Origin of the sequence: Klebsiella sp. HMSC16A12 (assembly GCF_001808265.1) — a bacterium.
Taxonomy (GTDB): domain Bacteria; phylum Pseudomonadota; class Gammaproteobacteria; order Enterobacterales; family Enterobacteriaceae; genus Klebsiella; species Klebsiella pneumoniae.
Genome location: NZ_KV792639.1, coordinates 143683 through 156805, shown reverse-complemented (window position 1 = coordinate 156805; position 13123 = coordinate 143683). Strand labels below are relative to the sequence as shown.

The 13123-nt window shown below is 45.9% G+C and carries 12 protein-coding genes and 4 pseudogenes; 12 read left to right on the top strand and 4 right to left on the bottom strand.

What is annotated here, in order from left to right:
• The first annotated feature begins 65 nt into the window (after positions 1 to 65).
• Positions 66 to 3251 (top strand): VPA1262 family protein, encoded by a 3186-nt coding sequence (locus tag HMPREF3140_RS21690; protein WP_267283808.1) that lies wholly within the window; start codon positions 66 to 68, stop codon positions 3249 to 3251.
• A 58-nt stretch (positions 3252 to 3309) separates the two neighbouring features.
• Positions 3310 to 3441 (top strand): annotated as a pseudogene (locus HMPREF3140_RS27800) (DUF2274 domain-containing protein); the annotation flags it as partial.
• 247 nt (positions 3442 to 3688) lie between these two features.
• Here the strand turns inward: HMPREF3140_RS27800 and HMPREF3140_RS21685 are convergent.
• Positions 3689 to 4399, bottom strand: a complete 711-nt coding sequence (locus tag HMPREF3140_RS21685; RefSeq protein ID WP_022631218.1) for an HGGxSTG domain-containing protein — start codon at positions 4397 to 4399, stop codon at positions 3689 to 3691.
• An 853-nt stretch (positions 4400 to 5252) separates the two neighbouring features.
• The gene (locus HMPREF3140_RS27795) at positions 5253 to 5498 is read right to left on the bottom strand and encodes a helix-turn-helix domain-containing protein (protein WP_071604874.1); all 246 of its coding nucleotides are present in this window, start codon (positions 5496 to 5498) and stop codon (positions 5253 to 5255) included.
• 157 nt (positions 5499 to 5655) lie between these two features.
• Here HMPREF3140_RS27795 and HMPREF3140_RS29410 point away from each other — a divergent pair, with 157 nt between their 5' ends.
• The 10 genes and pseudogenes from HMPREF3140_RS29410 (at position 5656) to HMPREF3140_RS21640 (ending at position 11307) form a co-directional block, all read left to right on the top strand.
• Positions 5656 to 6042: a hypothetical protein gene (locus HMPREF3140_RS29410; RefSeq protein WP_022631219.1), complete on the top strand. Its 387-nt coding sequence runs from the start codon at positions 5656 to 5658 to the stop codon at positions 6040 to 6042.
• 360 nt (positions 6043 to 6402) lie between these two features.
• Positions 6403 to 6819 (top strand): annotated as a pseudogene (locus HMPREF3140_RS21675) (IS21 family transposase); the annotation flags it as partial.
• A 155-nt stretch (positions 6820 to 6974) separates the two neighbouring features.
• Positions 6975 to 7526: a thioredoxin fold domain-containing protein gene (locus tag HMPREF3140_RS21670; protein ID WP_020323942.1), complete on the top strand. Its 552-nt coding sequence runs from the start codon at positions 6975 to 6977 to the stop codon at positions 7524 to 7526.
• Between the two features lie 199 nt (positions 7527 to 7725).
• A complete protein-coding gene (locus HMPREF3140_RS21665; protein ID WP_020323951.1) occupies positions 7726 to 7974 on the top strand; it encodes a hypothetical protein in 249 nt (82 codons plus the stop codon).
• A 138-nt stretch (positions 7975 to 8112) separates the two neighbouring features.
• Positions 8113 to 8397 carry a hypothetical protein gene (locus HMPREF3140_RS28440; RefSeq protein ID WP_023279821.1) on the top strand — a complete coding sequence of 95 codons (285 nt, stop codon included), beginning with the start codon at positions 8113 to 8115 and terminating at the stop codon, positions 8395 to 8397.
• Positions 8398 to 8400: 3 nt separating this feature from the next.
• Positions 8401 to 8845 (top strand): annotated as a pseudogene (locus HMPREF3140_RS21655) (DUF2280 domain-containing protein).
• Between the two features lie 143 nt (positions 8846 to 8988).
• Entirely contained in the window at positions 8989 to 9282 is a 294-nt protein-coding gene (locus HMPREF3140_RS21650; protein ID WP_023279819.1) for a hypothetical protein, read from the top strand.
• A pseudogene (locus HMPREF3140_RS29405) lies at positions 9275 to 9402 on the top strand (single-stranded DNA-binding protein); the annotation flags it as partial. The gene HMPREF3140_RS21650 and the pseudogene HMPREF3140_RS29405, both read left to right, overlap by 8 nt.
• A gap of 167 nt (positions 9403 to 9569) precedes the next feature.
• Positions 9570 to 10220, top strand: coding sequence for a hypothetical protein (locus tag HMPREF3140_RS21645; protein WP_020323948.1), 651 nt, complete (start codon positions 9570 to 9572; stop codon positions 10218 to 10220).
• Complete coding sequence (locus HMPREF3140_RS21640) at positions 10201 to 11307, top strand: helix-turn-helix domain-containing protein (protein ID WP_022631223.1); 1107 nt, start codon at positions 10201 to 10203, stop codon at positions 11305 to 11307. The genes HMPREF3140_RS21645 and HMPREF3140_RS21640 overlap by 20 nt, the downstream gene beginning before the upstream one ends.
• 133 nt (positions 11308 to 11440) lie before the next feature.
• Here the strand turns inward: HMPREF3140_RS21640 and HMPREF3140_RS21635 are convergent, their stop codons facing one another.
• Both HMPREF3140_RS21635 and HMPREF3140_RS21630 read right to left on the bottom strand, forming a co-directional pair.
• Positions 11441 to 12079, bottom strand: a complete 639-nt coding sequence (locus HMPREF3140_RS21635) for a hypothetical protein (protein WP_023279818.1) — start codon at positions 12077 to 12079, stop codon at positions 11441 to 11443.
• A gap of 5 nt (positions 12080 to 12084) precedes the next feature.
• Complete coding sequence (locus HMPREF3140_RS21630; RefSeq protein ID WP_020323938.1) at positions 12085 to 13104, bottom strand: ImmA/IrrE family metallo-endopeptidase; 1020 nt, start codon at positions 13102 to 13104, stop codon at positions 12085 to 12087.
• Positions 13105 to 13123: the final 19 nt, after the last annotated feature.

The window sequence follows — 13123 nt, the reverse complement described above, 5'->3', positions numbered from 1 at the left end:
GGCACCTCTCTTTAAGCCATCTTAAATGACTCCGAGGTGTCTGTTAAACCCGTGGCGATTCATTTCTGTATGGTCGGTCACTATCAGGAAACTACCAATCAAACAGTTGGAGCGGGAGCGTTAGTTCCAAAATGCCACTTACTGAGAATTGCTCAGTCAGAACTCACGCCTTGACACTTCATACCTCTACCGAGAGACTGAGGACTTTCCTTGAGCACTTCATCTGCGGAGAGACGTTTCAGAAATCTTGCCAATTCTCCGGGCTGCATATCAGCGACAAATTGGCTAAGGCGATAGGAACAAGTACATTTTGTGTGAATCCTATCACTCGCCCTGTAATGCATTTGCCGACACGCGATTATTATAGATTTCAAACTAATCGGCTAAGCCCGACCAGCTATTCCAGTGTTGACAGCGGCGCAATTTCTCCAAGAGAAAAATCAAAATTATTCAGTGTGTTGGAAGGATATGACATGAAGATTGCCAAATTTGCATGCCAAGTATTGGATGCAGATACTGGCTTAGACTTCTCCACAATTGACTCTTGGCGAATTGGAGACTTTGAGTTCATCTGTGCTCCTGGGCTCAATGCTTCAGAGCGCAGCAAGTATGACGTATCTTTGAAGGGGCAGCAGTCATCTCTGACGCTATTCGAACCACTAACCCGGGAACCTTCCGATCTGTTGGTTATTGTCAAGGCGTACAGTGATGGTGGCCTTCAGTCCTCTTATATCGCCAACCTCAGCAAGAATGCTTCATATCCTCTCCATCACACATTTGAACTCAAAGTGTTTCAGGACCAAGCTAGCACAGCTTATACAATGGAGGTTTATGCGCTTGGAATAAATGGTGAGCAATCATTCCTCCTGCTTCAAACCGGCGCAGAATTTGTGCGCGAAATGAATCTCAACATGCAGTTAGTCGAACCCATTAGGGCAAACTACCAATTCGAATGGTTGGCAAAAAAAGTACCGAAAAGGGAAAGGGCCAGACTGGAGACAGCAGGACAGATTGGGCGTGCTATTAGTCGTCCGTCTCGGTCACAAATGGGCGGGTATGCGGATGATCCATGGGTTCCACTCAACTGGCTCATCCAGAACAGAGTCAAACAGTTATGCCCCAAGAAATCCGACGGACGGTTCTTTCCTACTCTCAACGACAGCAGCGGTATGAGCCGTCTCGAGTTGATAGACTGGCTCAAAGGCATTTTCGAACGGCACCACGACGCGAAAATTGCTTGGATCGACCCATTTATGGAGGATGTAGGGATTGAGCTTCTCAACCGACTGGGCACTGCTACTGCTGATTACCTTGTCATCACGACGGAAAAAATGTCGAATGATGACAGCATAAAAGAGGCCGATGAGCCCAACCGTGTTGAAAATCTTCTAGCGAGATGTTCAGGTTGGAATAATGGCTACTTTGGAAGTGTTTGCCTCAAAATACTCTCAGTACCAGATAAAAAACTCCACGACCGCATGATCCTCATTCGCTCAGCCAATGGTCAGCCGTTAGCTGGGTACCATCTTTCCAATTCAGTTCAGAGGGCCAGCGAGAAACATCCTCTATTGGTAACCCCTATTCCTCTGGACGTGATTCCGCAAGTATTTGAGTACGTTGATCAGATTATCCAAAGTACACTCTATGGAGAGGGTAATCCCCACCTTCCTGCAAGAATAATTTTCAATTCTGCCGATATTAGCCCATGTGAGGAGGAGAAGCCTAAAGGACTAAATCACAATTCCTCATTTGCTGAGCTACCATGCGCTGGTAGCGTGCTAGCTTGGTGGCTTGATGATGAGCAGCTTTCAAACTTGTCAGGAGCTGTACTCATGGAGCAGATGAGTGCTAAAGGATATATTAAGGATGGGAAACTTGACGGAGATCGCTTTGACGCTCTTCCCGCCAAATTCTGGACTGAAGGGTTGCCAATAGCAGATTTCCACTCAGCTTGGGATGCCCTTGGTTATGTCATAGCCAACTCCCCGGCTAGTCGCTATGCAGGTAGCCTCTACAACAAGGAGCAATCAGTATTATCCGAACTTGTGAAGGTTGCACTGTTGGAGCACATCTCTCCCTCCAGAGCAAAAGCACTGCAACCACGTCTCACAAAAAAACAACTTGACATTGAACACTACTGTTCACAGGGACTTACAGCACTACTGCTTTCAAAAAATGATCCGTTCAGTACATTCACATATTCACCCGTAGATACCTCATGGAGCGATTACTACTCCATACAACTCCTATGGTCGCAAGCTCCAAAGCAGTTGGTATCTTGGTTAAACACAATATTCTCTGAACCAATCAAGTCTCCTCGTACTCACGCGCTTGTGGTTGAAGCCCTTAAGCATATTTGTTTGTGCGTCAGCTTTGACAAGCATCATGAGCAAATTGATGCGCTTTTGCAGAGCAATGTGAGTGTAATAATCTGGATAGGGCTTCATGCTCTTGAAAACGCCCTTAACAGGGGAGTCTGGGGAATTGAAGCCCTTTCAAAAATCGACCATATCGAATCAGCCACTGTTCGACGTATCATTTTGTGCTGGCTGATCAACGAAGCCAACTACCTTAATTCGGAGATTAAACCACAACTCATCGCTTGTTTAATCCAATCGTTAAAGGCTCCTCTCGCGGACGATGAGCTCAAGGATATTCTTCAACCTGTTCGGGGACGCCTCGGCAGGCTACACCATTTCACGCCCTGGATTCTTGAATCCATGCTCGTACCCATGCTGGAAAAAAGAACAATCGATATCACTCAAGTTGCCCATCAGTGGTTGACAGAGCTGACTACCCAATGGCGTACAGCACTCAAGAATGAGAGTCTCTATTTTACTCTAGATGCGGACGGTGCATTCACCGATGAGCTGGCTATTGCGACCAAATACCTAGTCTCAGCAGATCGAGTGGAGATTGTCAGAGAACTTAGGAATGTCTTTGATGCACTGGCTCGGACCATCAGGCGGCCGATGAGCGCGCAGATAAGCTGTAAATCCTACAACAATGCGCACCAAGTAAACCTCTGGCTCTATGCGCTCGCTCGTAGGATTAAAACATTGGTGCCTGATGAGTTACCACTGTTGAATGAACTTCTGCTTGAAAGCGAAGAAATTATTGAACGAATCAGCCCCTCAACTTGGCGCTGGAGTTCAAGCAAAGACCTGCTCACTTATGTAAATGGCGATCCCGAACAGATTGGGTCACATGGTCTTCATCAAATTATTCAGAGAGCAATCGAGCCACGGTGATCTAGGGCGAAAATAAGGGACCTTCGTAATCCATCGCAGTTACAAACAGGTCCCATACCCGGCCAGCCAGAAAGCCGACCTCGACCTTGATCGCTACGCCACGCTTCACGCGCAGACCTACGAGGAGGCTGTCGGTGCGGCGACGCTGATTTCGCACATACTGGAAGCTTTCATAGCGGGGGAGCGGTGATTCAGGAAGGAGGACGCGGGCAAGGCCGCGCCGTCAATGCCAAGCTGATGCTGCCGGTTTCCGCTGGTGGTCATCCCTCGACCGCGCAGCCCAAGGCTGCACGGTCCGGCTTTTTATCTCGAAGCTCTTATGTGGCTCCCAGCCCACAACACCGCAGCCTCGCAAAGCTGTCCGAAGTAGGGCTAAGCCCGCATCCTATATAGACTTCCGGCCATCAAGCTATTTTTAAATGACTTGATGCCGCCAATTATTTACTTTGACTAGCATAATGAAGCCCGGCACACTGACGGCAGCACAGCGATTCGTCGAGAAAATACAGAGAAGCTTTCCTCTTCCCGCAAGTCGGACAAACATACCACCATCGGGCGCCACCATACTGCGGGCTGGTGGTCGTCAGTCGTACCGTGATGCTATGGCTGTTCGGCAACTCTGCCACCAGCGCACCACCTGACATACGTAAGCCTATACCGTCTACTGCCTGTAACTTTCTGTCCTTTTCACTAGCACCGATCTTCGACAAGATGAGAGAGCCAATTCTTGCCACATCGCTGACATATTTGCGCGTTCGCTTCCTGCCAGCTTTGCTGGCCCGTTGTTTCTCCAGCCATGCACAATAACCCTCATATTGCCGCGCTCTGCCGCCTTTAGTTTTCGCGCCGGTACTCAAGCCTCCGTGAAATTTACAGCGCCCGTTGGAATAGATAGCTGTAATTTTGCAGGCCGTGCCTGAGCGGGTTCTGGCACCACACCGCAGGCCACTGATATCAGGATAAGGCTCATATTCTGGTTCTGGTGGTAATATCAGATGCTCGTGTCTTCCCACCAGCATCTGGTCGAGCAGGTTTCCCCTGTCACCCTCATCAAATTGCTTTCGCCACTCAAGACGTGCCTCATGATTTCTGTTCAACACAGCTTTATACAATCGCAGCAACCTATACTTCTCTTTGTCACTTATCATCTGAACCTTAACAATTCTTAACTGTTCATGGGGTAGGGTATATTGCGAAGTTTACAATACATCCCAGCATATGAAGTGCAGTTCTCCTTGGTGATCATGGAGTATTTATGCGCCTGAACAATAAAACCCGAGGTATTTCACGATGAGGGTTCTGGCCTGAAGTTATAGCGTTAATTTCCGAAATCATTAAAAGAAACACCATGAATTCGCATCTTAGTTTGCGCAAAATCAGCTGTTTCTTAACAGATTAAACGAGACGTAACAAATTGTTTTATTTGCTTTTTTATTGGTTTTTTTGCTGGATTGCGCATATCCAACACACTGACTGTGCAGAGTCGCAAATTTTGCGCTGTGAATACCCAGATAAAATGCTCTGACTCCGCTTTAGAGGAAGCCAATTGACACAACATGAGGACACATTCTAAACGGGAAGGTAGTGACGTATGCTCGCGATTTATCACAAAAATCAACCTTAGTCGGTCAACTTTGAGAAATACTCGACGGTCAGTGCAAAGTGCTTCGATAGTAAACCCTGAAGGATGCCATACCAAACCTAGGAGATGTATTACATCCGTAGCCAACTTCCAGTGTTTCCAGTGGAATAGCTGACGGATAACAGTACAGCAATAGTATTTATAAAACGCGTACATTCGTAAGTATGGTAAGACATGAACCGAAAACACAGTGGCACCCGGCCCGAAGTTTAATGGAAAAGGCGGGGATTTAGCCCACACGATGATAATTGGCTAATCAATATCAAACCCAACGGGTTAACGGCAGAGAAGGGCCTTGAGGAGGCGTTCAGACCCTATAATGAATGTACCAGGTAAGCCAACAGCCTAACTACAGCATTTTAGTCTGCATCGGGAATCCGTAGAAGCTCTGTGACATCAACTTCCAAGGCATAAGCCAAGCGCTCCAATCCATCAATGCTGATATTTGTGACGCATCTTTCTAACTGAGAAACATAGGTACGATGGAAATTCGCCAATTCGGCTGTTTTTTCCTGACTCAGTCCTTTTTCTGTACGCAACCTCTTAAGATTCAAAGAAATCCGAATCCTTGCATTTGGTAGATGTTTTGCATGAGTGTTTTTCATGCTACACAGTGTGGATTTCTGTCGTCTAAACATCTACAGTACATCAATCTACTGCTTTTAAATCTCATTTCAACTGTAGTAGACACTCTCGCACTAGCTACAAATATTGTTAATGAATTGTTTTAATGAAATTTATTTTTATTCGAAGGATTCTGATATGTTCATAAGAGTTGTCACCCTGTGTTTCGTCACACTGGTACTAACCGCCTGCGTGACAGGAGAGAAGTTTGCTAAAATCAGCCAAGGAATGAGTCGTGCAGATGTGATTGACAGACTAGGATCACCTGATGGTGTGCAGACAGAAGGTACAGTTGAACTGTTGACCTATGCAAACCGGTTTATGTCCGACTGGTCATGGGATAAAGCCGACTATAAAGTGTTACTTAATAATGGCTTTGTCGTCCAATATGGTGCCACCAATATTTATCACGATACAGGAACGGGGGAAAGAATGATGGCAGCAGGACAAATCATGCAACAGAATAAACCTGTACAAACCAACTGCTATCAAATTGGCTCATCTATACATTGTTCGAGTTATTAATACTTATAATATTCATTATATATGCGATTTTTTAATTCAAAAAACTAACGATTAGCTCACTTGTGGCTATTCAATAGCCACATTGATTCTTCACATCAAGAAAAGCAAATAAGCTATCAGGACGATTCACCCACCAGCACGAAACCCCTAAAGCCCGCAGATACCGGGCTTTTTTGTTATCATGGGATATCATAGAGACGCAACAAAGCGCATGATTGGCGTGTACGCAGAGGTGTGCCCATAATGAAAATCTAAACTGGCCCCATATATGAGACGACAATAACTCAGTCCGGTTGGCGCTGATTATTCTGGCCGATTTTGTAATCTGAGCACCATGTTCATGATCCCACAGGAAATGGCGTGACGCTCAATACTCATCAGGTCAGTTATTACATGACTCAGCGTAAGAAAGGTGTAACCCAGCATATCTCGGCCATGAAGGCCGGTATCTCTGTTCGCTCAGGTCGCAGGATCGAAAAAGATCAGTGGTCTAAAACCGGTAATCGTCACTGGCGGACGCGTAAAGATCCGCTTGAGGCCGTCTGGGACATCGAGCTTGTTCCCCTGTTGAAGGAAAGACCAGCTCTGATGCCCACGACCCTGCTGGAAATGCTGCAGGATAAATATCTCGGTCAATACCCTGGCAGCCTCCGCAGGACGATGCAGCGGCGGGTCCGCGAGTGTAAGCTGCAGTATGGTGCCGAACAGGAAGTGATGTTCCGGCAACTGCATCAGCCAGGCCTGCGCGGTCTGTCGGACTTTACCCGAAAAGCGGGAAATGAGACCGGGCATGCAGCTAATTGCTACTGCCCAATGATGAAGCCAGCATAAATCAGAAACGATCGTATTTTCCAAATGATAAAAAAGGAGTTAACTATGGCGAGAGCCGGGCGTTAACGTCCTGGAATTATAAACAGGAAGGGGGAGAGGGAATGAGGCATTTTTTTCTTAAATCATTAGCCGCAGGTATTTTTGTTTTAGTCAGCTCAGGCGTTCAGGCTTCGTCAGTATCTGCTTCTGATACGACCCCCCAGATGGCCTACGAGGATATATCTCGCTCCTTACCTGAGCTGGAACCCATAACTTTCCAGGCAGGCGCAGAAAAGCACAGGCTGTTAGTTTTTGTCGATAACCAATGTATTTATTGCAGCTATGTCGTTAAAAATATCAAAAAATATACTGACGCAGGACTGACAATGTCGTTTCTGACGGTGGTGCCGACATCCATCAAGGATTCGGTTATCGAAGATATGGGGCGAGTCTGGTGTGCGTCCGATCGCCAAAAGAGTCTTCAGAATGCCATGGCCGGTTTTTTGCCAGGCAACGATAACTCAGAAAAATGTAAAAATCTGGTGATTAAACAATCGGAGCTCGCTGACCGACTGGGTGTTACCGTAACGCCTGCAATGGTTGTGTTGGATAAGTCTGCTCACACCTTCCTGGGTAGTGTGTCCCCGGATAAAATTCTCTCCGAACTCCAGTGAGTAGATGAGAATCGTAAATAATTTTATTGGCCGTAACTCCTTCATAGTGGATTAAGTAACCCTGAGAAGCTTCACCACGCTTAGCGTTGATAATAATTCTGAGTTGGGTTGTCTGTCGCAACATTAGCGCAGTATTCCACGAGTATTGTTCGACGAATGATTGGATGTTCAGGTCAAAATGAAGAGGTGAACCATGATAATGGATTACCTGTTGATGTCGTACATTGCGCTTGCTTCTTGCTGGCCTGTGACGCTGATCCTGCTATCGGTTGCCGTTGTCGTGTTACTGCATGCTGAGCGGCGGGTGCTGAATGTGTCCATCGTTGTCTTGGTTGGTTTTCTGGTTTTTGCTGCCTGGCAGTTCGGGGCGACAATGCGTAGCCCCTTTTCATTGCTGGTGGGTGGCGCAGTTAACTTTGTACATCCTGTCGGGAAAGAAAGTCGCTAACCCTCTTCCAATTTCAGCCATCAATACTGGCGCAACACGAACGCGGTTAAGCACGGTGAACGTAGTCGGCATGCATTCTTCCCGCTTGAAGAGGCTTACGAGCTTTCTCCGTTGCTAAAAAGCAGGGTACGCAACCTGATGCTGGCCGAACATCTCGGGCTGCTAATACAAAGCGACCCAGAGTACGGAACAGAGACATGGCGGGAAATGGCACTTCTCAACGGTATGATGGGCTTGCATACTGACCGCATCATGAGGTTTGAGTTGCAGAAAGCGAAAGCTGATCTCACGCGCGCCAGACTGGAGCTGTTAAGGCTTAAAAAGCGTCTGCCCGCCAGATGCGTGATTTGCTGGCTGGTGGTCGTGAGAATTCTGGATAGTTCTGGACGTATGGGGAATATGGCAACGTTAATGGCTGAGTGAAAAATATTTATTGTCCAATCCATTGCTTGCCATGAGACGCCTACTCAGGTCGTGGAATCCGTAAGGGAAAGATTTGGCTGAAATAACCCGCCAGCAGGTCGAATCACACGATCCGACTAAGGTCAGCAGTAAGGGGCTGGCTCAAAAGTGGGTAGACATATGCAACGTCACCCGAGAACGCTTCCATAAAGATACCTCGGACATTCCGATCTCCAATAAAGCCTATCATCTCCGCGTTCTCAACCGCATGGCTGTAAACGCCGAAAGCATGAAGAACTTCGGAATGACGGCCGATATTCTGGAGCAGGCCGCTAAAGAGGTTAGCGGAATATACACCAGCCGGCTGAACGTGGAGACAGCAGGCAAAAGCAGCAGTAACGCTCAAGCACGGGCTGCAGGGATTAATCCACAAGAAACCGCTGACGCCTTCAAAAAGATGATGAGTTGAAAATGGATGCTTTTGACTTAGATCTAGCCACCAGCCTGACCTACCTTTTCTTGCAGGGCGCCACCTGCAGTTGCGAAAGATCAATGTTGGCTAAATTTTCAACGAATACCTTGGATGTTCATCTACAGCCCGGAGAGAACCAAATGAACATCAAGTTAGCCACTATTTCCGTACTTGCTGCTGCTTTCGTCTTTGTGTCAGATATGGCCATCGCCAAATCGAACCAGTTAACTGATGACCAGGTTAAGCAAAGAATTATCGACGACTCTATAGCATCCTACCCAGGTACCTGCGCTTGCCCATTCAATACGGCACGGAACGGAAGCTCATGCGGCCGCCGCAGCGCCTGGAGCAAAGCGGGAGGATATTCGCCTGTCTGCTACAAGAAGGAGGTCACGAAGGATATGGTAAAAGAGTGGCGCCAGCAGAATCAGTAACGGAGAGGCTACCTTCTGGCTGGGCGTCATTGCCTTTGGCAAGCAGGTGACGCGCTGGCAAAACACAGTAAAGGCGATCTTGTCAGCGTGGCGGGCAATATGCAGCATAATCATTGGACGAGCTATGTCCGCTACTTCCCCTCAGGCCGGGGAGGTAGTGGAGCCCTTACTGGAATATGCCTGCATGTGTAATGTTTAGATGTATTACTTTCGCACACCTTGGTTGACAAAACAGAGTAAATGCGAAAATATATGGTTTACGAATTCTGGAAAAGGCGAAACTTAAGATGAGTAACAATCAGCTAGCACCTTGTTGGGAGTTTCAGCCTTACCTTGCTGAAGCTGATGTTCAGCACTTACTGTCTGAGATTGCCAGCGTATTAGATCAGCTCTACTATCACCAGCATGTATTGGATAGTAACTGGTCAAAAGGGGTGAGGGCGTATGATTGGGTGCGAAATCATCTGATCCAGAACGAATCATCAATCCCGGGGCTGGAAATGCTATCCAAGGGATTGAATTATGTATTGGCTTTAAATAAAGTCCCGCTGCAGTTTTCCAAGGATTGCATCGACAATCCTAAAAAGCGTCATCGTCTTTTGCGCAACAAAGTGGAGCACGAACAGCTTTCATTGTTTGGAGATGTCGAAGCTGAGCACGATATTACGTGGCGCATTCTGGCTGAGCCATTTATAACCGAAGAGGAAGGCGACGAGTTAGAGCAATCATTGCCTAGGTGGGAAGTCGCACTAGTCGGTTTTAATAGTTATGGAGCTCAGATTAGTATGGTTACTCATCAATCTAATGTAACAGTACCACTTATTCCTGTCGATTCAACTTCCCTTCCTGGTGAGGCTGAAATTGATGATGCTCTTCTTCGTCGCCGTAAAAAAGAAAACGATCAGGATGTGAGTAGTAATGGAACATCAGGTGATTAACTTTGATGACTATCGCGGGGATAAGCTCAAATTGGCCAGGATGGCTGTTGGGCTTTCATGCGAAGAACTTGCCGATAAAATAGGCAAAACAAAACAGTTCGTGAGTAAAATGGAAAAGGGTTTTAAACCCACAGAGCAGGTTTTAGAACTAATAGCGAACGCTTTAAAAATAAAACCTGACTTTCTGTACTCTGAGCGTAAATACGCACTTGAAAGTGATGTTTGCCATTTCAGAAGTAAAAAGTCACGAACTCAAACTCTCACAAATAGTGTTTTGGCTAGGGCAGAGATACTTAATATCATTATATCTGCAATAGAGGAAGAGATAGAGTTTCCTGATGTCAGTATCCCTGAGTTTCCAGGGGCTGAACTGAAAACCTTTAACGATATTGAGCGTGTAGCTGAGGAATGCCGCCGAGTGTGGAACCTTGGACTTGGCCCTATCTCATCAATGGCTAAATTGGCTGAGAGTGCTGGTGTGATTGTTGCTTATGTAACGGGTGTTGATGATAAAGTTGATGCATTTACAGTCCATAACAACAGACCGGTTATTATACGGAACAATGCGAAAAAAAGTGTTTGTAGATTCCGTTCTGATATAGGTCATGAATTAGGGCATTTAGTAATGCATGAAGGGATAATAACTGGTGATAAGACTACTGAATCACAGGCTGATCGTTTCTCCAGTGCGTTACTCGCGCCTCGGTTATCATTTATAAAAGAGTTCCCTCGCATCAGAGGTAAGCAATTTGATTGGAATGCATTAGTTGCTTTCAAACTTAGATGGAAGATCAGTTTGAAAATGTGCATCTTTCGAGCAACATCTCTTGGCCTGTTAACTCAAGAGCAGGCAAGAACTGGGTATATTCATCTTAATTCAAAGGGATATACCAAAGTTGAGCCTGGGGATGAGCTTTTGAAATCTGAAGAACCTAATATGTTCTCTTCTGCTATCGATATGCTCGATGATGCAACATGGCTTAACATTCTTGCTAAGACAGGACTAAGCCAGGAGTTAATAAGAGATTTGTTTTCAATTAATCGGCCATTGATTATTCCGAGAGGTACTCTTCAGTTAGTTCGATAACCCACCTCAGCGTAACACCTATCGTTGAAGCAAAATGTTCGGTTAAACAGTCTATTGGGTATAAGCCCGGAACCAGATAACGATAAGAAAAAAGGTGCAGCTTGTCTGCGCCCTTTTTCTTAGAACCATCTTGCTAAGACGGAGATAAACGCCAATGCAACTCTATTGATAGCAATGTTGCTGGCAGTTCTCTAAGCTGTTGAAGTACGCCCTCAACAACATGTTCATGTGTACGTCCATTACCAATGCATGTTCTTAAAGCGCTATCAACCCTGCATTCTCCCTTAAAAGCGAGCGATGCTTTCGCATTGACATGTTCCAAGGATAATTCATTTATAAGAAAGCAAACCACCTGCTCTAAACAGACAAATCGATTATTTAGAGCAGCATCTTCTATAAACCCAGTTTCAGCAATAGCCTTCAAAAAACGTTTATCGCCTGATAGAAGCAAATCCTGATGATTCAATAAACCTTGAAGTAAGCGCATCTCACCTTCGTCAAGATTCTCGAAATTGTTCTGTAAATGAATCAAGCGCGGGTCTGTGATCAGCTCTTCAAACATCAAAAATGTTCCCTGTGATAAGCATTGCTGGACTCGCTCTAATGCAGCAGCGCCATATCGACGAAGGGAAGATTTTCCTCTCAACTGATACACAAGTGTATCTAAAACATAAAGTTGGCCATACTTACTTGTAAGTAATTTGCAACCATCAGCAAGTAGATCAAGTTGGGCCAATTTCAGTACTACATCGTTATCAAGTAATACAGCCACTGGCGTTACACCTCGATGTTGTTCATTCTGCAGAGCATTTCAAACTTGTCTTCCGAAACCTTCTCTTCATCAACATACTCAAGAAAAGTTCCAGCAGCTTGCTCCATCCAATCCAAACGAGGGTAAAGTAAGTTCAGTGCTTTCCCACATACAGGGAAAAAATTTCCACTATGCGTGCGGCTCATAGTTTTGGCGTAATTCAAAGCTACATGCCCCGGATCGACCTTATTGTGACGTCCTATGCGCAGAGCTTCTGAGGCCAGCACCTCTGCTGTGATCCATCCTTTACTGTGAAATGCCGCATCAGGCCTACCATTAAGTAGCTCTATCGCGTAAGCATTGGCCTCTATTTCTTGGGGGTTATCAACATCGTCTTCATTAATTTTTTCATCGATTAATAACGAGTTATTTTCAAGATGACCGCAGGCGATATGCCCAAGCTCATGAGCCAAGCCAAACAAAACTCCACTTGCATGTTTATGTTTTTTCGTAAGAGCTATAACTGGACGCTCAGAAACCTTTATAGCAACCGCATCCATCTTTTTTCTAGCTGGAATATCAGTCATATACAACACAGGAATACCTGCGGACCAAGAAAATTCCAGTAGCGACAGAAAGTCTACCCAAGGCTTTCCTTGAGACAGAATTGACTCTCGGATATCACGAGCAGAAGGGAGGCCCTGATAAGGTTTTTTTGCAACTGAAGCTGCAATTTTTGCCATACCATCTACAACTGCCGTTGCCGCTTGTAACTCTTCAACAGACTTGTTTGCGGCGTGCTTATATCTCCGCACTGACTCATTGAACCTCAATTGAGCTGTAGGATTAATAACTGTCGTTAAATCCAGATTTGCAAACTTTGCTAATCCTAAAATGACCTGCTGGCTGATACTGGCTGAATTATTAAGCGAGTCATCCCACCAATCAGGAAGCAACTTTGAAAGGCCTTCAGCCAGACGAGCGTCAAGAGCGCTAACCCGGCGTAAAAAAGTATTAAGAGGTTTCTGATGTGTAGTTACAGTCATCTCATCCCCTCCTTTATTG